This is a genomic window from Paenibacillus rhizoryzae, assembly GCF_059686995.1.
In genome coordinates this window covers 618055-638647 of record NZ_JCAALT010000002.1, presented here as the reverse complement: position 1 = coordinate 638647, position 20593 = coordinate 618055, and the positions used below count along the sequence as shown (strand labels likewise).

Below are 20593 nucleotides of genomic sequence, written 5' to 3'. Positions count from 1 at the left end.
ATTGTTATGATTCAACCCTACTCATGGAGTCGCAAGCTGTTCGTAGGTTTCAACTATACTTTGCTTGCGGTCTTGTCTCTTATATGTCTTCTGCCTTTGGTTAACGTCTTCTCCGTTTCCTTAAGCTCCGCCGCCGCGATCGAAGCGGGCAAAGTTACCTTATGGCCGGTCGATTTCACTATGAAGGCGTACGAGTTTGTTGCGAAGAAGCATGAGTTCTTGATCTCGATGGGCATATCGGCAAAGCGCGTGGCGCTTGGCGTCTCCATTAACATGCTGTTAACGATGCTTACGGCCTATCCGCTGTCCAAGGAAGCGGCGAATTTGAAGTTCCGGACAGGATATGCCTGGTTCTTCGTCTTCACGATGCTGTTCTCCGGCGGATTAATTCCGTCTTATATGGTTGTCCGTAATTTGCATATGCTGGACAGTATCTGGGCGCTTGTGCTCCCTGGGGCGCTTCCGGTATTCAATGTCATTCTGATGCTCAACTTCTTCAGAGGCTTGCCGAAGGAGCTGTCGGAGTCGGCGTTCATGGACGGCGCCGGACATTGGCAGACGCTCTGGCGCATTATCGTGCCGCTCTCGCTGCCGTCGATTGCAACGGTAACGCTGTTCGCGATCGTCATGCACTGGAATGAATGGTTCAATGGGCTCATCTATATGAACGATCCGATCCACTATCCGCTTGCCAGCTACTTACAGACCATTGTCGTCCGGATGGATATGTCTTCCATATCCGACCCTTCTATGATTCTATTGTTATCGCAGTTGAACGATCGCTCGGTGCGCGCGGCCCAAATTTTCCTCGGCATGGTGCCCGTGCTGTGCGTCTATCCGTTCCTTCAGCGGTACTTCATGAGCGGCATGACGCTTGGAAGCGTCAAGGAGTAAGGTGTTGCAAGGTAAGCCGTCCTTTTCTTCGGAGTAGGGCGGTTTTCTTTGATGCTTATTCGAGATGGGGAGGAGATCGAACGATGTTAAATGAACGTTACGGCTCGTCGCGACTTGAGGAGCTTGGCTTCGGCGACGGCCCTTACGCGCCGTTCCCGAAGGCGGAAGACCGCAAAGCCTGGGGATCGATTTCATATGAGAAAAGAGAGAGTTGGCTGCGGCATGCGGACCGATATGCGGATTATGGGTGGCCGGCACTTAAGGTGTCGGACTATCGCGCCTATTGGACGAGCGGCGACTTGTCGCGCCTCAGTCTCGCCTATTTCGAACGGAGAAGCGTGCTCGGCATTCTGGTCATCGCCGAATGCATGGAAGGCGAAGGCCAATACGTTGATCAAATTTTAAACGGGATTTTCGCCATCTGCGAGGAGACGACCTGGGTGCCCCCGGGCCATCGCAGCCACTGGAAGGAATTCGATAAGCAAGAGAGCATCCCTAGCAATACGGAATACGGAGTCGAGCTGTCATCTGTGGAAACGGCGCGGCTTCTCCTATGGACCCGCTATTTGCTGGGAAATAAGTTCGAAGCGATCAGTCCGCGAATTAACGAGCGTATCGTTCGGGAGACGAAACAGCGGGTGCTGACGCCTTACCTTGAGCACGACGATTACTGGTGGCAAGGCTTCACTCCCGGCGAGCGGATCAACAACTGGAATCCGTGGTGCAACGGCCCGGTGCTGGCGGGATTCCTGCTCATCGAGGAAGATCCGGAGGTCAGAAGCGCGGGAATCGCCAAGGTGATGAGAAGCCTCGACGCGTTCATCGCGACTTATCCGGCAGACGGCTGCTGCGACGAAGGACCGTCTTATTGGAGCGCGGCGGCGGGCGGCCTTTATGAATGCCTGGAGATGCTGTCGCTGGCGTCACAAGGACGTTTCGACATTTTCGGGGAGCAGATCGTGAAGGATATTGGCGCTTATATGCCCAAAGTGCACATTCATGGCGATTATTACGCGGCTTTCGCCGATTGCGATGCAAAGGCGAGCCCGGCAGGCGGGGGCATATATCGCTACGGTGTTAGCGCGGGGGATGAGTCGCTCGTCCGTCTCGGCGCCAGCTTGCCGCCAAGCGGCGATCCGAGCACGCGAATTTGGTTTAACCTATACGGCTATGCGCGGGATTTGTTCGTCGAGAAGGAGAGGCTTGCGCAAGAATGGAAGGCGCCTTATATACGGGACGTCTGGTTCGGCGTTACCCAAGTGATGACCGCAAGGGAGCAGGAAGGTACCGAGCAAGGCTTATACGTCGCGGCCAAAGGCGGCAACAACGAGGAGGCGCATAACCATAACGACGTCGGCAGCTTCCTCGTGTTCGCCGACGGCTATCCGCTGCTCGTAGATCTAGGCACCGAGGAATACAAGGCGCAGACGTTCAGCGCGCTGCGCTATGAACTATGGTATTTGCAATCGCAGTATCATAACCTGCCGACGGTGCGCGGGGTGCTTCAGCGAAGCGGCGGGCGGTACAAGGCCCGCTATGCGGAATATTCGCAGCAAGGCGGCCGCTCCGAGCTTCGAATGGACATCGCGGGCGCGTATCCGGAAGAAGCAGGCATTGCGGCTTGGGAGCGTACGGTTCGGCTGGATCGGGACGGCGCCCCCTCTGTGACAGTAGGTGACGTATTTACCATGAAGGACGGCGCTCCGGCGGAAATGTTCCACTCGTTGGTTACACCTTGCGAGCCTATAATCGGGGGCGAGAGCAGCGGCGAGATTCTGCTGGCTTACGCGCCCGGCAAGCAGGCGGTCATCCGCTACGACGCCGAGCATCTTCGCGCGCGTATCGAGAAGATCGATTGGATGGAAAGCCGTTTGAGAAGAAACTGGGGCGACCGCATGTATCGCATCGTGCTGGAGGAACGGCAGCCGGTCGCTGCCGGAGAAAGAACGATCGCCGTTACGCTCGATCGCGGCTGATCCGACCGTTCCCGGGATTCAGGATGGAAAATTACGGACACGGAAGATTGGTGCATTACAAATTATCTATCTGGAACCACATGTGAGTGTAACAACTCTATGTGGTTTTTCTCTTGCCAGACCGGCGATCTCATAAGCTATTAGCTGCTGATCCGTGCCGAAGCGGACACGCTCGAAGCGATGAAAGCTTTCGTCGCCGGTGGAGGAAAAAGCATCGTCGTTGGAGAATCTTCGTTAAGTGCGGATGAGAACGCCAAGGCGGACGGGCGGCATTGCAAAGCCTTTCTCGAGAAGCCTTACATACTGAGCGTAGATATGAAGCGATAGATAATACGCTAGGCAAGCTCGAATAAGAACCGCGGAACAGAGCCGCAATATACGCTGCTCTGTTCCTTTTTGACGTATGATAGGGATAGGAGGCGGCGCTGAAATGAAGATCAACCATAAACTAATGCTCGCGTATCTGGCAACGATTCTTCTCCCGATTCTGCTATTAACCAACTACTATTTCAACCGCACGTCCGATCTCGTCATCCAGCAAATCTCCGATTCCTATCAGAAAGTCATCTCGCAAGCAAACAGCGGCATCTATTATAATTTCCGATTCTACGAGAGTATCATCGACAACTTATCCGTCTCTCCGGCCATTCAGTTCGCGATGACGAACCAAAGCGCCAACCGGGAGAAAGGCATCTATGCGATGAACCAGCAAATTAAGGAAGCGGTCCGCTCCATTACAATCTATCAGTCGCGGCAGATGGAGCGTTGAGAAGCCATAGGCAAGAGAAGAATTGTTCAACAGCCAAAGTTCGGCAGACGATATTCCCTTCTAACTCCTTGTTTTCAAATTGCCCGTGTTCCGAATCGTGACTTTAACGCGAATGTCCATCTTAAGGCGAGGCAAAAATTCGCTTCGCCAGGACTCAAGCTGCTTACGGGACAAATCGGCCCGGAAATGCTGTCCGAGTCCGAAAATATCGGCATCGACCTGCTGCGTCTTCTTGAATAATTGAGCGAAACGTTCCGTCACGAGCTTCTGCAATTCGGATTTAATAAGCTCGGACGATGGATCGTTTCGGGTATCCAGAAGAATGACTTTCAGATAAACCGTGCTCGTCATGCGCGGCTGATTTTGAACAAACGAATGGCGGATTCGAATGCGGCTGCTGACGATCTGGACCGTCGCCCTTCCCATCACTTCGATTTTTCCTTGGGTGTTCACCCCATTAAACAAATTGTAGAGCAGGGTCTCCTCGACGGTCAGCCTTCCGGCCATTTTGCCGTTCTTCAGAATCGCCGAGCCTTTGCTTTGAAAGATCGTCGAATCGCCGGATGCAATGACAGGAAGGACGACATCGTGGGTCAAAGAATGGATGCTTCTAAAAATCTTCCAGGTTTGTGCGTAGGCAATATCGGGGCTCCATCCGGCATTCTTCTGGAAATAGTCGTAGATTGACGTACCGTTGCTCTTCGAGTTGGTCTCGAGATGGTTAAAGAAATCGTCGAGTGGTTCGTTGCATACAACGAAAACGGTCTTGGGCACGATATGCCTCGAACGGATAATGCTGGCGATGCCGTCCTTCATGCCGTGCGCCGCGAACGCTTTGTCGACGACGATGACCTTAAGATGGAGCAAATCGACTTGAGTCTCCATGTTCATGCTGATACGGTCAATGACTTGGTTAATGGAATCGCCTTGATCGGTGATGATTTGAATCTGTTCTTTGTTTTGTTCACTAACTCGGGGAATTTCAAGGTAAATCTTATATTTACCTTGATCGTATGAGATGCCCATGGCGATTGGTAAGGAACGGTGATTGATATCCTTGTTGTCCCAGCAGCCGCCTGCAATTAAAAGCAGGCATCCCAACACGATCCGCTCCAAGATCCTTTTCACGGCAGTTTACGCTCCATTCGCTTGACATGGTGGCGGCCCGTCAAGAAGACAATAATCGGCGTGGCTACCGATACATATCCCCAGAGTGCAGCATTCCATATAAAATACCGCTCGATAACCTTCCAGTCGGGGATGCACAGGCATAATGCTAGGACCAGGGCGACGATAACGGGCAGCAAGATGCCCATCCTGATTTCTATGATGGCGGTCCTTATGATATAGACCATTTGCCAGAGAATAAGGGCAGCCAAGAGCATGACGAAGGACAGCAGGCTGAGGATCAGAAACATCGTGATGCGGTCGAACATCAACCAGTCGATTTCGATCGTATCGATCGTAAAGATGAACGGAAACTCAAGTTGTAACGCCGATTCTTCCCCCATTGTCAGAATCGGCACATAGACGGACAACAGGTATAAGGGCAGCAGAATCAGGCTGGCGAGATAAATGGCTTTGGGCTTCAATAAAGCAAAAGAAGGCACAAAGCCCAGAAACAAAAAGCAGCCCGCGAAGGAAAAGAGGCTCTTGTAGTAGGAAGAGCGGCCGAGAAAGGCAAAGACATCCGAATCGCGTGGCCAAAGCGGTAATGCATAATGTGGATCAATATTCTGGAAAGCGGCGGCGAGCACGAAGAAGATGGGCAGCCCGAATAGGATGCTTAGTAACAAGCCTGTTCTCAGAAGCCCATTCAATCCGCCTTGTAGGACCATGTATGCCGGTATGACTAACATCAAGGACATCAGGATCCATAACGGCGTATTAGACAAGAAAACGATCGAGATGACCTCAGCATAGGAGCGGACCATGAGGATGATGATTAACGATAGGCTAAGTAAAAGTGGGAGCAGCGTCACCAAGGCCAAGAGCTTGTTCTTCTTCATCAAGAAAGTCACGATGTTCTCATTACCGAAATAGCTAATTCCTTTCAAATAGACGAATAGAACGGCAATATGCAGCAAGTAGCCGATCAGGATTGGCAGCCAATGAGTTGACCGGGTGCTGGCAATGACGTTGGATGGATAATTGAAGAACATCAACCCCATATGCGTGATGATGTACACGACGGGAACTTGCCAGTGTTTGCTCATTTCATTCCCCTTCCGGTTTTTGCAATTGCAGGTATGGAATGCCGAGCGTTTTTTTTCCGGCAAGGTATGCACAGATCACCACGAGTCCCGACATAAGGCCCATGACTCCGAAGACGGCCGATAAGAATAAGAGGAGGTACTTGGACAGTCGTAGGGAATGCGAATTTTGGAATCCGACGACTGTAGCACTCGCTATCGTGACAGCGGCTAATACGATGATGAGCAGGTTGCTTACTAGCTTCGCGGACACGGCGGCTTGTCCCAAGATGATGCCGCCTACCATCGTGACGGTTGGGCCAGTGCTGGAGGGAAGACGGATGATCGCTTCAAGCAGAAGTTCCAGGACGAGCAGCAGCAGCAACGTCTCGACAATCGCCGGATACGGCACGTCTAGCCGGCTCTTCGCAATGGAATGCGCTAGCTCGAATCGCAGTACGTCGGGATTGACGGAAACCAGCGCCACATATAGGCCGGGGAAGATGAGCGTAATCAGAATTCCGGCCAAGCGTAAGATCCTTAGCAAGACCATATATACATACGGGTAGTTCCTATCATCCTCTGTCATGAAGGCATCCGAGGCTAGTCCGGGCAACACGATAGCGAACGGGAAGCGATCGAGGAAGATGACCGCTTTGCCATTCTTCAAGGCGCTTGCCGCGTTCTGCGGCAATTCGGTCAAATTATAATGGGTGACGAGAGTGAAAACGTTCATTCCGAGTGCCTTCGAAAGCTCCTGCAAATTGGAAACGTCCTGGTTAAGATGCGAGTTAAGAGCGTTCTTAATGTTCGCGAGCAATACAGGACTGATGCTTCCGCTCAAATAAGTCAAAACCACCCGATGCATGACGGTCGTCCCGAATGTAAACGAAGCGGTTTGAAGATCGCTCGTGTTCAATTGCTTGCGCAATAGACCGATATTAGTTTGAATATCCTCGTTGAACGCACTGCTCGAACCGCTCACGCTGTTCTCGGAAAAGGGCGATTCGATGCCACGGCTCAGTGTCTGCGGTACCGGGAAAATGCTGACGCAAGTTCCGGAGGCTTCGTGAACCGCGACCAACATACCACTTTGAACCTCGGCGATGACTTCATCGATCTGCGTCTCCGATAATGCGTGCCCCAGTCCTACGAGCTTTACTTGCACGGAATGCTCGGTGATATCGTCAGCAATAAGCTGCAGCCGGAGCATGGAGATCGTGTGAGGAAAATCGATGAGGGATCTTAGTCCGAGAATAACAATAGGGTCAGTACCGACGAGGAGCCGACGCGAGATATAGTCATGGTCGCGGGAAAATTCGAGCTGCAGCTTGTTCACGATGGTCATATCGGATTCCCCGTTTCAGATTGCTGGTATCTTCTTATGCTTATTTCCATTAGATAATATCCCAAATTTTACCTAAACTATTCGACACCGCCGTGCTTTGAATTTTTTATAAGTAAAATAAAATGAAATCATTTAAGCCATAAATGATCCTATGAAGGCCCATTCCGTATTGGAATGGGCCCTCTTTTGTATAATAGGCTCACTAATTAAGTTATTATGACTAATAATAAATGATTAATGTTGACTATTGCATTATATATGAGTCATATATATAATTGTGACATACAATAGAAAAAAGGTGGCTGGGCAGGTGAAAATTGGTTTGAGCGGTACCGGACGCATTGGCCGGTTGTGTTTACGCAAAGCTTTAGCACGCAATGGGGGCATTTGGGGAATTGGACTTATCAATACGTTGGCCACTATTGAAACGTTAGCTCATTTGCTTCAGTACGATTCCGTTCATGGTAAATGGGACGCTGAAATCCAGGTTGAAGATCAATTCTTGATTATTAATGGTTATCGAATCCCCGTTGTCTCTCACTCGGAACCGGACCTCATTCCTTGGCAGCAATATGGTGTGGATTTCGTCATTGATGCAACCGGAAAGTTTACGGATCGTCATGCGATGGAGAGGCATTTATCGGCAGGGGCTAAGAGGGTGCTTATTACATCGCCCGGCAAAGATATAGATTTCACCATCGTGATGGGCGTCAATGATGATAACTACGATCCGATCCATCATCGACTCCTTTCCGCAGCCTCCTGTACGACCAATTGTCTGGCTCCTGTCCTTCATATTTTAGACAAAGCCTTCGGCGTGAAGAGTGGATGGATGACAACGGTGCATGCATTCACAAGCGATCAGAACCCTCTCGACAACGGACACAAGGATTTGCGGCGCGCGCGCGCTTGCACCAACTCGATTATTCCAACATCAACGGGAATCAGCAAAGCATTGACGGATGTTCTTCCTGCTCTCGCTCCTCATATGAAAGGAATTTCTGTACGGGTTCCGACTCAAGATGTTTCATTGCTCGATCTTCAGGTTCGACTAAGTAGATCGGTTACGGAAGAGGAAGTGAAAGAAGCGATTAGAATCGCGATAGCGGGGGGACTGGGTGCTTATGTCGATTATAACGAACTGCCGCTCGTATCTGCCGACTACATCGGTAATGAGAAGTCGGCCATTATTGACGGACTCAGCATGATGACGCAGGAGGACCAGGTGAAATTATTGGCCTGGTACGACAACGAATGGGCCTATGCAAGCCGTGTGATCGATGTGGTCTGTATGGTCGCGGGGAAAGAAAGCAACTATGACGAGGAGGGGGAAGCATGGATAACCAGCGTAATATAACGCCTAAGAACGAGCTGGGGATTATTTTATGCAAAATTTGCAACGAGGTAATAGCTACGCTGCCGACCAACGGCTATAGAAAATTCTATTCGGTTTGTGGCAAGGAGCCATGCACCTTAAATAAACAAGGAGAGCAGCCACTAATGCCGACATCGAAAATGGTGTATGGATTCTCAGAAGGAAATGCGAAAATGAAAGCTTTGCTCGGCGGAAAAGGCGCGAATCTGGCGGAGATGACACGTTCCGGCTTACCGGTTCCACAGGGCTTTACGATTACCACCGAAGCCAGCCATGCTTTCTTTCAATCGGGAAACCGAATGACGGACGATCTCCTAGCGCAAATTCAATCTGCACTTACTGGACTTGAAGCCGATACCGGTCAAAAATTTGGCGATCCCGTCCATGCACTACTCGTTTCGGTTCGATCAGGCTCCGTTACCTCGATGCCGGGTATGATGGATACCATTCTGAATTTGGGATTGAACGACGAAACCGTGCAAGGCTTGGCTGTTTTAACCGGAAATGAACGATTTGCCTACGACTGCTACCGGCGATTAATCCAAATGTTTGGCAGCGTCGTGCTCGGAATGGAGTCCTATCACTTTGAGAGTCTCCTCCATCGATGGAAGAGAAATGCCGGTGTCGAGCTGGATCAAGATGTGACGCCGGAAGGTTGGCGCAGTCTAGCAGATGAATACAAGTCGTGCATAAAGAGGAAGACAGGCCGAGAGTTCCCCCAGCAAGTACACGAGCAATTGAAATTGGCCGTGGAAGCTGTTTTCAAATCGTGGAACAACAACAGGGCGCAAATATATCGCAAAATCAACCAGATCCCCGACGATCAAGGGACGGCCGTCAATGTGCAGAGCATGGTTTTCGGCAATAAAGGCGATGACTGCGGAACCGGTGTAGTGTTCACGCGCAATCCTTCGACCGGGGACAACGAGCTGTTCGGCGAATACCTCGTCAATGCACAGGGAGAAGACGTGGTTGCCGGCGTCAGAACGCCTTATCCCATCGAAACATTGAAGGTCGCGATGCCGGAAATCTATGAACAGCTGGCTCAGGTTTGTATGCAATTGGAACAGCACTACAAGGACATGCAGGATATTGAATTCACCGTTGAGAACGGGAAACTGTATGTGCTGCAAACGAGAAATGGCAAGCGGAATGCTCAGGCGGCAATGAAGCTGGCAGTTGATTTTGTGAAGGAAGGCTTAATTAGCCGCGAGGAGGCGCTGCAAAGAATCGAAGTTTCTCACCTCGATCAGCTGCTTCACAGGGGAATCGATGAAAGCAAGGTGCTAGATAAATTGGCGACAGGATTGCCGGCTTCGCCCGGTGCCGCGATCGGCGTCGTGGCATTCGATGCGGATACAGCAGCCGAATGGAGCCGCTCTGGTCAGCAAGTGATCTTGATTCGACCGGAGACAACGCCGGAAGACATTCATGGGGTATTGGCGTCGGAAGGCGTCCTCACCAGCCGCGGAGGGATGACCAGTCATGCCGCGGTTGTAGCACGAGGGATGGGCAAGCCGTGCGTATGCGGTTGCGAAGGCGTGCGAATTGACTTGGAGGCACGGCGAATGTTTGCTGGCGATCGCATTGTCGAAGAGGGAGAATGGATCACCTTAGATGGTGCAAGCGGCAGAGTAATCTTAGGCGCTATTCCGCTTCGAGAAGCAGCTGCGACGTCAGAGCTGCTTCAAATTCTCGAGTGGGCGGATGAAATCCGCAAATTACGCGTCTATGCCAATGCCGATAATCCGGAAGATGCCCAGACGGCTCGCGGCTTTGGCGCTGAGGGCATCGGCTTGTGCCGGACGGAGCATATGTTCTTTGCTCCTTCTCGTCTGACGGCCATGCAAAGGATGATATTGGCGGATACAACGGATGAACGTAAAGCAGCTCTGGCTATGCTGCTGCCGATGCAGCAATCCGATTTCGAGGGTATCTTTCAAGCCATGGACGGACTTTCCGTCACGATACGGCTTCTTGATCCGCCGCTGCACGAGTTTCTTCCCAAAGTGAGCGAGCTGCAGCGCAAGCTGGATGACTCCGTTTCATTAGAAGAACAGACATTGTTGGCGCAAATGATCCGTAAAGTGCATTCGCTTCATGAATCCAATCCGATGCTTGGCCAAAGGGGATGTCGATTAGGCATTATTTATCCGGAAATCTATGACATGCAAATCGAAGCTATATTCAATGCGGCATTTGCCTGCATGGACAGAGGGGTGTCTGTCATTCCTGAAATCATGATTCCGCTTGTAGGTCACGCTTCCGAATTAGAACGATTGCGCAAACGGGTAGATCAGGTTGCGGAACGGGTCATGCAAGCTGGAGCTTGCAACTACAAGGTAGGTACGATGATCGAAGTGCCTCGTGCCGCTCTGACCGCCCGCCAGATCGCCGCTCACGCAGACTTTTTCTCGTTCGGCACCAACGATTTGACGCAGATGACCTTCGGCTACAGCCGCGATGACGCGGAAGGGAAATTTCTGACGCATTATTTGGATCAGAAGGTCCTGCAGCATAACCCGTTCCAGTCGCTGGATACAGAAGGAGTCGGCCAATTGATTGAAATGGCGGTTACTGCGGGACGTTCCTTGAAACCTATGCTCAAAACGGGTATATGCGGTGAACATGGCGGCGAAAAAGCGTCGATCGCATTTTGTCATGAAATCGGACTGGATTACGTCAGTTGTTCGCCATTCCGGATTCCGATGGCCAGAATAGCGGCGGCCCAAGCAGAGATCGAGCAAAAGGAGCGGACGGAACGATTATCAGCGGTGTGATCTGCGTACCAGATCGGTTACAATAGGGAGAATAGAATGTTTACGCGGGAGGGAACTACCATCGAATTGTCACCTCGTCAATTGGAAATTATGGAGTTGATTCAGAAACGAGCTCCGATTACCGGAGAGCAAATCGCCGAATATCTCGGAGTTACCCGTCCCTCCATTAGATCCGATCTGGTGCTGCTCAGTATGCTGGGGGTTATCGACGCCAAGCCTAAAGTCGGTTATTTTATAGGAAGTACGTTATTAAAGACGGAGTCAGGGATGTCCGACATCACGCATCGGCCGGTCAAAGAAGTAATGGGTATTCCAATCGTTCTTCGTGGAAACGCAACCGTGAATGATGCCGTTGTAACGCTGTTTCTCGAGAATGTCGGCAGTCTCACTATCGTTGATAGCTCCGGTGCGCTGGAGGGAATTGTGTCGCGCAAAGATCTATTGAAGGTGACAGTGGGCAATCCACAAGCATCGAATGTTCTGCTCGGTATGGTTATGACCCGCTATCCGAACATCGTCACGGTGTCGCCGGAGGATTCTGTCCGCGAAGCCATGCGCAAAATGATCATGCACGAAGTGGACGGCCTGCCTGTCGTATTGCCGATCCAATCTTCTGAAGGACCGCCCAAAGTTGAGGTGGTTGGTAGAATTACGAAGACGACCGTGATGAAATTGCTATACGACGTCATTGCGGACCAAACTTAAGGGGCGGATTCAAATTGAATCAACTAGGCAATAAGATCTTCGTCGTCTCGGATTCTATCGGGGATACTGCGGACGGTGTTGTACGCGCGATGCTCAGCCAATTTGATGCCGAGAATGTAACCATCAAACGCTTTGCCCATATTAAATCAGAAGATGAGATTCACCCTATCATGGAAGAGGCTGCACGAATCGGCAGCTTCGTCGTATATACACTCGTTCTTCCCGAATTGAGAGAGATGATCCGGCTTGAGTCGCTGCGCCTGAAGGTATTTGCCGTGGACATCATGGGACCGGTTATGGAGGCGTTTGTCCATACGTTTCATTCGGCACCCAAAGAGAAACCCGGACTTCTTCATCAATTGGATAAAGCGTATTTCAAGAGAGTGGAAGCGATCGAGTACACCGTGAAATGCGATGACGGTCAGGCTTCGACAATCTGGGAGCAGGCAGATATTATACTGCTTGGCGTATCTAGAACGTCTAAGACGCCGCTGAGTATTTTCCTCGCACATAAAGGCTACAAAGTGGCGAACTACCCGATCGTACCGGAATTGAAGCCTCCGGATTTGCTGTTTGAATTGAAGAATTGTAAATTCATCGGGTTAACCATGAAACCGGAGAGTCTGGTAAAGATTCGCGAGGAACGGCTGAAAGCATTGGGGCTGCCTGAAGGTGCAGCGTACACTTCGCTTAAACGAGTGAACGATGAACTGGAATATGCGGAAGCTACATTCCGTAGATTGGGGTGCACCGTTCTGGACGTGACGGAGCGGGCAATTGAAGAGACAGCCGGGAAGATTGCGGATGAGATTTTGGCATTTTAATACAAATAAACTTAGGCGCTGTTGCGAATGCAACGGCGCTTTTTTATTGGGCATAGTCCCAATTCGATAGTTCTTGAGACTTGAACAAACAGGCATCAATCGCATCCACCACATTTTAATTGCTTCGTCTTCCGCCCGGAGACATAAATTCAGTGGAATAGGTTGGGGGAATTCGTTTGTCTTTCTAACCTAATTTGTTCGTTTTATAGGGAGTTCCACTAATGGAGCCGTTACGGTGAGGCATAATTGGGGGGATTTTTATTCGACATAACGCGGCACTTTTCTACAAGACGTCTACTGTATACTAACGGTGAAGTCTATTTCATATAACTAGGGGGTAATAGAATTGCCCAAAACAGGATGGAAATTGCTTTCCGGTATCTCCGCCAGTGCCATTGTGGCGAGCACTTTATTTAACGTCGGTACTCCTGCGGATAAACAGGTAGCGAATGCAGCAATTCAGGAATGGACAACGACTGATTTAGGAGTGGCCAATGACGAAAGACTGATTGAGATGCTAAAAAAGCAAGGGAAAATCGGAAAGGATGCAAGTCCTGCGGAAGCCGAGAAAGCGTTGACGGCTTTTTTGAAAGCGAAAAATCATGCAGCGAAACCAAAAGGATTCGACTCCGATGTTCTGGAAGTGCTGAAAGACAAATCGAATTCAAACGCTAATGGATTGGTGAACGGCAAGGGTAATAAATTAGGGCAAGCCAACAAATCGACGGTCGACTCCGTTGAACCAGAAGTCTATAACGGCGGTGTCCGTACGGATAAAGTACTCGTTCTAGCGATCGATTTCCCGAATTACCCGAAAAGTTCCATTACGAAAGAAGAAACGGATATGTTTTATGAAGATTACACGCACGAACATTTCCAAACGATGATTTTCGGACCAAATGGCTATACAGGGCCAAATGGTGAACATATGATTTCCATGAAGCAATATTATGAAGCCCAATCGGGCGGAAGCTATACCGTAGAAGGAACGGTAGCGGGCTGGTACACAGCCGACAATCCGGCTGCCTACTACGGAGCGAACAATCCAATGCCAAACGGCGACGACGTTAACGCCAGAGGCCTGGTGATGGAAGCGTTGAAAAAAGCCGCTAAAGATCCTTCCATCAACTTAGCCGATTACGATGCATGGGATCGTGACGATTACAACGGAAACGGCATCTACGATGAGCCGGACGGCATCATTGACCACTTAATGGTCATTCACTCCGGAGTAGGTGAAGAAGCGGGAGGCGGAAGCTTAAGCTTGGATGCGATTTGGTCACACCGCTCGAAACTTGCTGCGGGTCCAGTCGGGGTTCCCGGCGGAAAATCCAACAGCAATCGCTTTGGAGGATTGTTAGGTGCTTGGGATTACACGATTGAACCGGAAGACGGAGCTGCCGGCGTTTTCGCTCATGAATTCGGTCACGATTTAGGCCTTCCGGATGAATATGACACGCAATACACCGGTGCTGGCGAGCCAGTCGCGTATTGGTCCATCATGTCTGCAGGAAGCTGGGCAGGAGCCGTTCCAGGTACGGAACCATCCGGATTTAGCCCGTATGATAAAGAAATATTACAGAATTTACATGGTGGAAACTGGCTTAGCGGAACCACTATTCACGCGAATGATGTAACGAGCGCGGGAACCACGGTTCTATTGGATGAAGCCTCCACTAAAGGAACCAACCCTGACGCGGTACGCGTGAACTTACCGGATAAAGAAAATCACGTGAACGTTCCAACAAGCGGAACCTATGAATATTACAGTGGTTCAGGAAATGATATGGAACATTCGATGACGGCGACGGTTAACCTGGCAAACGCAGCGCATCCGGCTTTAACGTTCCAAGCTTGGTACGACATTGAAGAAGACTGGGATTATGCATCTGTTCAAGTGAAAGAAGAAGGGTCTAACGTTTGGACTTCTGTTCCGGGGAACATTACGAAAGACAGTAACCCGAACAACCAAAATCCAGGTCATGGAATTACGGGTACGTCAAACGGATGGATACCGGCTGTATTTGATTTAAGTGCTTATGCAGGAAAACAAGTGAGCATTAAGTTTAACTATTGGACAGACCCTTATGTCGCTCAACGCGGATTCTACGTGGACGATATCCAACTCACATCTGACGGCCAAACGATTCTATCGGATAATGCCGAAGGAAATGCAGCGTTTACGTTCCAAGGATTCGCCAAAGACAAAGGAACTTACTTCTCTACAAATTACTATCTGTTAGAATGGAGATCCCATAACGGGGTGGATGCCGCTTTGGGACACATCCGTCGCGGCGCAAGCCTTATGAGTTATGACCCGGGTCTAGTGGTTTGGTATGTAGATGAAACCTTTGACAATAACTGGACGGGTGCCCACCCCGGTGACGGTTTCCTAGGTGTTGTCGATGCGGATCAGCGTGCAATGAACTGGAGCGATAAAGCAGTTGCTTCTTCTCGCTACCAAGTCCATGACGCTGCATTTGGATTAAATAAAACAAATGCCATGTTCTTAGATTACAAAAACCTTCTAGGCATTACGATGAAAGACAATTTTACTGCTCGCAACCCATTGTTTGATGACCATGCGGACTTCTCAAACCCCGGTCTGATCGATGCGGGACGCAACATTCCAACGTACGGATTAAAGTTCCGTGTGGTGGGTGAAAGTGCGGATGGCACAGTCGGTAAAGTCTTGATTTTTAAATAATGTAGAAACAGCAATAAAGAAGGGTGCCGATCCCGTTAGGATAGGCACCCTTCTTGTCATTTGCGCTCTATTTATTTCTAGTAAACGTTTGACCTGCCATCTCAAGCGTATCGCCGTTTACGGTGAACTCGACCGTACTTACGGACCTGTCCGCGACGATACGGATATGGGACGAGTCAAGGATCAAGTAGTTGCCTACCGGTTGGCCCGCACGATAGAAGACGCCGTCCGCGGTTAGTTCCATCACGGTTCCTTTGCGTGATTCGGTCCAGGAGCCGACTAGCTTAGAAACGATTTCCGCACTTGCGGATGCTGCAGGGGAGAGGACCAAATCATATCCTCTTGCTGTCAGATGTTCGGCGATTTCCTTGTAGCTGGCGTGATCCGCAGTGCCTGCTCCGAACGGATTCTCCTTTGCGCCTCGCAGGATATATACGTATTCGCCTTTGGTTCCCATTACCGAGTCTTTTCCATCGTGGTTATCCGCCGCATTCCATTTTGCTTGATCAACAACCTCTACGGTAGCGATAACCCGTGCTTCAGGGGATGCTGCATCCTGCGGCAAGTAAAGCAAGTCGATCGCGCTTAGAACATTCGCCGACAATGCTCCGGACTTGATTCCGTCCGCGATCGATTCCGCCGGCCAAACGGTCGGGCGGAGCTTGCCTCCAAACGAGGATGGAATTTGCAAAGAGTAGCCGTATTTGTCCAAAATCAATTGCTCATCCATACGGTATTCGAGAAACTTGCTGTTGTGGGTGAAATATGCCGTCTGTGACGATCCTTCCCAATATACGTCGTAACCGAGCTGTCCGGCTACGCTGCGAACGGGCAAATACGTGCGGTTGTTATAAACAAGCGGCGTCAATGCCGAGCCGTCCTCGTCTTTTAATTCGACTTGGCTGCCGCCGACATTGATGTTTACGGACGGATTTAAGAATGCCTTTACTTGGGTCAATTGCCCGGATGCGTATACGCCGGCAGCGAGCCCTAACGTCATGGTTGCGGTTAATCCTGCAGCGATAATGGTTTTTTTCTTCATGATAATGACCTCCGTAAGCTTATTGTGATCTGCACGTAGCTATGACGGGTAACCTCACGAAAAAGTTTGGAACATTTCCCCGATACGGTTTTATTTTACGTATTCTTGATTGATCAGAACGTCAGTTAATAGCTCACTTGGAATGACGAACTCTACGATGCCCATCGATCCGGGGGCGACAGCGTACTTATCGAAGGAAATGACCAGTTTGTTGTCCGCGTTAATATAAAAGTTTTGATCTTTGTCGATGGATCTGAAATTCAAGTCCGACTCTTGCTGGCCATTTCCGGTAACCCAAAAAAACGAGTTTTTGTCTTGTTTCATTCTCGCCAGCATTTGTTCCTGAATGTTGTTGCTGATGAGAGCGATATACCGCTCGTCTTTAAAGAGACTCGGCAGCGTGATGAGCACATGGTTCACTTTGTCTACCGTATCGTATTGGAACGTGGTGGAAGAAGAACCTACGGTATTGGCGACATAGCGTCCAACGGACAACAGGCGATCCGTATCGGTTTTGACAACATAACCGCTTTCCACGCCAGCTTCACCACCGCCACTTTGTTTCAAATCATCCATTTCCGCCATGAATTCATCGTACAGCCGTTTGCTCTCGGCAGCATATTTGTTGTTTAACTGTTGTTCTAACTTCGCGTCACCAAGATCGGCAATGACCGGCACTTGAATATGGGCTTTATAAGTGGGTTCTTCTACCTTGTATTCTCGGATGGTAAGCACTTTAGCAAGGGGGCCGATGACCGGCCATTTCGAAGATGCGTGTGCAAACGATGGACTCGTGTTTAAAGCCGAAATAAACAGTGTCGCAATTGCAGCCGCAGCTGCGATCCATCGAATACGTATCGTCTTCTTACGGACATGCTTGCGAATCACATCATCTACAAGAACGTCCAGACCCTCGGGGATAGGAATTTCGCGATATTGTCGCTTCAGTTCGTTCAACTTGTTATCCATTTCCATCCACCTTACTAAAGTTTTCATCGTTCATGAACAAGCGCAGTTTTTTTAGCGCTTCGTACAATCGCGTCTTGATCGTATTGACGTTTTCGTTTAAGACACCGGCGATTTCTTCTATTTTCATGTCTTCGAAATAACGGAGCACGACTACGCTTCGATAAAGGGGAGGGAGCAAACTCAACGCATTTTCCAAATCGAAATCCCGATAGGTATCTTGTGTACTTAATCCGTAGGTTTCGAGCTTCTCCTCGTCGAGCGTGACAGCGTTTTTCTTTTTCCTCAAGAAGTCCAGCGCGGCGTTGATAACAATCCGGTAAAACCAACTTTTCGCCAGGGACGCATCTTTGAGCGACTTAGAGGCGGCTAACGCTTTCTGGATGGCATCTTGAATAATGTCCAGCGCATCATCGGGATTTCTGACGTATGTATAGGCCAATCGATAGGCATTGTCTTTGTGTTGTAAGATGCATTGCAGCACTTCCTTCGAAGAAGGGGAAGCAACCATGACGAATAAACTCTCCTTTGTGCTAAGGGACGTAAGTCTATGACGTTTCAGGCCTGCAAAAAGTTTGCTGCAGAATTATTTACCACTTAAAAAAATAAGGAGCAGTATGCCGAGGCAACTGCTCCTTATTTAGTCAGCTATTATGAAGCGGTATGGCGATCTCGATATTGGCCGGGCGTAATGCCTTCTAACTTGCGGAAGGAACGGATAAAGTTCTGCGGATTGTTGTACCGCAGCTTGGTAGCTATGTCTTTCACGGGTATATCGCTCTCTCTCAGCCACTTTTTGGCCATGCTGAACCGGTAGGTTGCTAAATACTCGCTAAAGGAGCTGTTCGTTTCCTTGCGGAAAACGCTGCTTAAATAATTGGAATTGTAATTAAGCTTCGCAGCGCATTCCTCCAGCGATAGATCGGTGTCGTAATGATGATGAATCAGATCGATGATCTTCTCCGAAATGTTGGAGTATTGAGCGTCCTGCCGGTCTCTGAAAATACGCACCATGGGGAAGATGATGCGCGTCCAGAACCAATCTTCGATTTCCGGCACTGTATTCAATTCGAATAACTCCTCAAATAACGAACTCCGGCCGGAGCCAATCTGATTCATGCTAATTCCGGACTCCTGCTTCACGACCAGCAAACTATTCAAGAGGCGCACCAACGGGAAATGATACTCCTGCGGCGACATCTTCACGGAGAAGACGGGAGACAGGAACGCTTGAAGGATTTCCTTCGCTTTTTCTTTCTCGGCTAACTTGATGGCATCGATGAGGTCGTTCTCCAATTGGTTCGGGTAGCTCCTGATAAAGTAATGCTTTCCCGCATTTACGTGCTCATATTGGATAACGATGCCTGCACCCAGCTTTAGCCGGTATTTCAGTGCATCCAAGCCTTCTTGATAGGCGGCAGGAAGGAGTCCGATGTCATGGAATGGAAGACTGATGCCGATGCTGACCGTCAGATGTAGGAAACTTTGAATCTGCTGCTGCAATTGCTCGGTCAATATAAATAGGGCGGTTTTAAAGTCCTCGATTTCTGCAGCCGCGCTGCCGAACAGCGTGACAACGGTGTGATCAATCGTTAACGAAACAAGCCGATTCTCGGGCGGTATGAGTTCTTCGATCATATTCTGGACGGCAAAGAGCAGCAGCTCGATGTCTTGTTTGCCGTATCTGGTTTCGTCCAGCGAATCGATTTGGAGAGTAACGACAGCCATCGAATGCCATTCTTCAAGCTGTGCACTGAATCCGAATCGCTCCAATTGCTCCGTGAGATCGCCTCGCTTCACATTCCCCTGGAAAGCTTTAGCCAAGAAGAACGTGCGTACCTGCTTGAGATGCTGGTGAAGCTCGCTCTCGAGCTTTGTTTTGGATTGAGCCAATTGCCGAATTTGTTCGCCTATCGCCTGGAATTCGTTCGTCCGATTCTGACGGATATCGAGTTTGCGCACGTCTATTTGCTTAAGAAGCCTTTCGATAGGCGAATACATGCGCCGCGATCCTAGCCATGCAAGCAGCATCGTAATGAGTAACATAATCACGCAAACCGCAACGGTGTACAAACCGATCTTCTTGGATTCTTTCGTCAGGCTCGCGATGGAAGTGATAGACATGTAGATCCAGCCGTTAGTCGGCGATTTGTAATACGTAACGGAAAACGATTGATGATTCATATCCGATAAGAACTGACCGATCTGCTCGTTAAGCTTGCTTTCTTGATCGAATCCGATGGCCGACAAGGGCTTTCCGATTAAATCGCGGTCAGGGTGAACAAGGATGCGGTACTGATCGTCGATAATCAACGTCATATCCGACTGATCCGGAGCATGCTCAAGCAGCGACTGCAAACTGCAGGTTGGAATGTTTGCCATGATAAGTCCATAAGGATTAGGCTCGGTTACAGGCAGCTTCTTAATCAGGCTAACGCTGTACGTGCACATCGCGCTACCGGCACTTTCCTCGCTGTAAAAGAAGTGGGACGGATTCATGACCCAAGCCGTATCGGATTTGGCTTCAATCAGCCCATCGAGCTGATCATGGAAGGCATATTGATCGAATCGATATAAGCCGGAATTTTTAATCATCCAATTATGGCGCTTGTTAATGAGGACGACATCCTCTAGTTTGGTATCGAAAGACTGCATGTGCAATAGCTCATCCCGCAGATTGCCATAAAGATTGAAATCGCTTACAGTTAAGGAGCTGTTCATTGCGTTTTTAAGCACGGCAGAGTTTATGACCTGGTTAAGCGTATGGTTGACAGTCGTAAGAATTTGCTCTACATTGGCATTGATTTGCTCAAGCAGCTGAATTTTTCCTTTGTTGACATCCTTTTGTATTTCATTGGACGAAGTTACATACGAGAAGATACCGATGAACAAAACAGGCAACGTGCTGAGCAAAAAACAGAAAAAGGTTAATTTGGTCAGAAAACTGAATGAGCGCATCAAGAGCCATCACCTTATCAATGTTATACCACCATTGTAGGCTACTCCTCAGTACTT

At 49.6% G+C, this 20593-nt stretch carries 15 protein-coding genes; 8 read left to right on the top strand and 7 right to left on the bottom strand.

Annotated elements, in window-relative coordinates:
- Window positions 1-6: 6 nt before the first annotated feature.
- The 3 genes from AC6ESO_RS07990 to AC6ESO_RS07980 all read left to right on the top strand — a co-directional run bounded on the left by AC6ESO_RS07990 (window position 7) and on the right by AC6ESO_RS07980 (window position 3639).
- Complete coding sequence (locus AC6ESO_RS07990) at window positions 7-894, top strand: carbohydrate ABC transporter permease (protein WP_497090918.1); 888 nt, start codon at window positions 7-9, stop codon at window positions 892-894.
- Between the two features lie 83 nt (window positions 895-977).
- A complete protein-coding gene (locus tag AC6ESO_RS07985; protein ID WP_497090917.1) occupies window positions 978-2870 on the top strand; it encodes a heparinase II/III domain-containing protein in 1893 nt (630 codons plus the stop codon).
- 430 nt (window positions 2871-3300) lie between these two features.
- Window positions 3301-3639, top strand: a complete 339-nt coding sequence (locus AC6ESO_RS07980) for a hypothetical protein (protein ID WP_497090916.1) — start codon at window positions 3301-3303, stop codon at window positions 3637-3639.
- Between the two features lie 60 nt (window positions 3640-3699).
- Here the strand turns inward: AC6ESO_RS07980 and AC6ESO_RS07975 are convergent, their stop codons facing one another.
- The 3 genes from AC6ESO_RS07975 to AC6ESO_RS07965 are packed head-to-tail and all read right to left on the bottom strand — an operon-like array spanning window position 3700 to window position 7179.
- A complete protein-coding gene (locus AC6ESO_RS07975; protein ID WP_497090915.1) occupies window positions 3700-4767 on the bottom strand; it encodes a Ger(x)C family spore germination protein in 1068 nt (355 codons plus the stop codon).
- On the bottom strand, window positions 4764-5855 hold the full coding sequence (locus tag AC6ESO_RS07970; RefSeq protein WP_497090914.1) for a GerAB/ArcD/ProY family transporter: 1092 nt from the start codon (window positions 5853-5855) through the stop codon (window positions 4764-4766). Before AC6ESO_RS07970 ends, AC6ESO_RS07975 begins: the two co-directional genes overlap by 4 nt.
- A 1-nt stretch (window position 5856) precedes the next feature.
- Window positions 5857-7179 (bottom strand): spore germination protein, encoded by a 1323-nt coding sequence (locus AC6ESO_RS07965; protein WP_497090913.1) that lies wholly within the window; start codon window positions 7177-7179, stop codon window positions 5857-5859.
- Between the two features lie 310 nt (window positions 7180-7489).
- Between AC6ESO_RS07965 and gap the strand changes: the two genes are divergently transcribed.
- From gap to AC6ESO_RS07940, 5 genes are all read left to right on the top strand, one after another.
- Window positions 7490-8536: a type I glyceraldehyde-3-phosphate dehydrogenase gene (gap, locus tag AC6ESO_RS07960; protein WP_497090912.1), complete on the top strand. Its 1047-nt coding sequence runs from the start codon at window positions 7490-7492 to the stop codon at window positions 8534-8536.
- 143 nt (window positions 8537-8679) lie between these two features.
- On the top strand, window positions 8680-11334 hold the full coding sequence (ppdK, locus tag AC6ESO_RS07955; protein WP_497090911.1) for a pyruvate, phosphate dikinase: 2655 nt from the start codon (window positions 8680-8682) through the stop codon (window positions 11332-11334).
- Window positions 11335-11370: 36 nt separating this feature from the next.
- On the top strand, window positions 11371-12039 hold the full coding sequence (locus AC6ESO_RS07950) for a helix-turn-helix transcriptional regulator (protein ID WP_497090910.1): 669 nt from the start codon (window positions 11371-11373) through the stop codon (window positions 12037-12039).
- Window positions 12040-12053: 14 nt separating this feature from the next.
- Window positions 12054-12863 carry a pyruvate, water dikinase regulatory protein gene (locus tag AC6ESO_RS07945; protein ID WP_497090909.1) on the top strand — a complete coding sequence of 270 codons (810 nt, stop codon included), beginning with the start codon at window positions 12054-12056 and terminating at the stop codon, window positions 12861-12863.
- Between the two features lie 346 nt (window positions 12864-13209).
- Window positions 13210-15570 (top strand): immune inhibitor A domain-containing protein, encoded by a 2361-nt coding sequence (locus AC6ESO_RS07940; protein WP_497090908.1) that lies wholly within the window; start codon window positions 13210-13212, stop codon window positions 15568-15570.
- A 67-nt stretch (window positions 15571-15637) separates the two neighbouring features.
- Here the strand turns inward: AC6ESO_RS07940 and AC6ESO_RS07935 are convergent, their stop codons facing one another.
- From AC6ESO_RS07935 to AC6ESO_RS07920, 4 genes are all read right to left on the bottom strand, one after another.
- A complete protein-coding gene (locus AC6ESO_RS07935; RefSeq protein WP_497090907.1) occupies window positions 15638-16612 on the bottom strand; it encodes a stalk domain-containing protein in 975 nt (324 codons plus the stop codon).
- 90 nt (window positions 16613-16702) lie between these two features.
- On the bottom strand, window positions 16703-17581 hold the full coding sequence (gene rsiV, locus AC6ESO_RS07930) for an anti-sigma-V factor RsiV (RefSeq protein WP_497090906.1): 879 nt from the start codon (window positions 17579-17581) through the stop codon (window positions 16703-16705).
- A complete protein-coding gene (sigV, locus tag AC6ESO_RS07925; RefSeq protein WP_497090905.1) occupies window positions 17574-18089 on the bottom strand; it encodes an RNA polymerase sigma factor SigV in 516 nt (171 codons plus the stop codon). Before sigV ends, rsiV begins: the two co-directional genes overlap by 8 nt.
- 140 nt (window positions 18090-18229) lie before the next feature.
- Window positions 18230-20536, bottom strand: a complete 2307-nt coding sequence (locus tag AC6ESO_RS07920) for a helix-turn-helix domain-containing protein (RefSeq protein WP_497090904.1) — start codon at window positions 20534-20536, stop codon at window positions 18230-18232.
- Between the last annotated feature and the right edge of the window lie 57 nt (window positions 20537-20593).

Bases quoted from the DNA above. Each gene is read 5' to 3' on its own strand.
- AC6ESO_RS07990 (WP_497090918.1), top strand. From the start codon at position 7: ATGATTCAACCCTACTCATGGAGTCGCAAGCTGTTCGTAGGTTTCAAC.
- AC6ESO_RS07985 (WP_497090917.1), top strand. From the start codon at position 978: ATGTTAAATGAACGTTACGGCTCGTCGCGACTTGAGGAGCTTGGCTTC.
- AC6ESO_RS07980 (WP_497090916.1), top strand. From the start codon at position 3,301: ATGAAGATCAACCATAAACTAATGCTCGCGTATCTGGCAACGATTCTT.
- AC6ESO_RS07970 (WP_497090914.1), bottom strand. From the start codon at position 5,855: ATGAGCAAACACTGGCAAGTTCCCGTCGTGTACATCATCACGCATATG.
- AC6ESO_RS07965 (WP_497090913.1), bottom strand. From the start codon at position 7,179: ATGACCATCGTGAACAAGCTGCAGCTCGAATTTTCCCGCGACCATGAC.
- ppdK (WP_497090911.1), top strand. From the start codon at position 8,680: ATGCCGACATCGAAAATGGTGTATGGATTCTCAGAAGGAAATGCGAAA.
- AC6ESO_RS07950 (WP_497090910.1), top strand. From the start codon at position 11,371: ATGTTTACGCGGGAGGGAACTACCATCGAATTGTCACCTCGTCAATTG.
- AC6ESO_RS07935 (WP_497090907.1), bottom strand. From the start codon at position 16,612: ATGAAGAAAAAAACCATTATCGCTGCAGGATTAACCGCAACCATGACG.
- rsiV (WP_497090906.1), bottom strand. From the start codon at position 17,581: ATGGATAACAAGTTGAACGAACTGAAGCGACAATATCGCGAAATTCCT.
- sigV (WP_497090905.1), bottom strand. From the start codon at position 18,089: ATGGTTGCTTCCCCTTCTTCGAAGGAAGTGCTGCAATGCATCTTACAA.
- AC6ESO_RS07920 (WP_497090904.1), bottom strand. From the start codon at position 20,536: ATGCGCTCATTCAGTTTTCTGACCAAATTAACCTTTTTCTGTTTTTTG.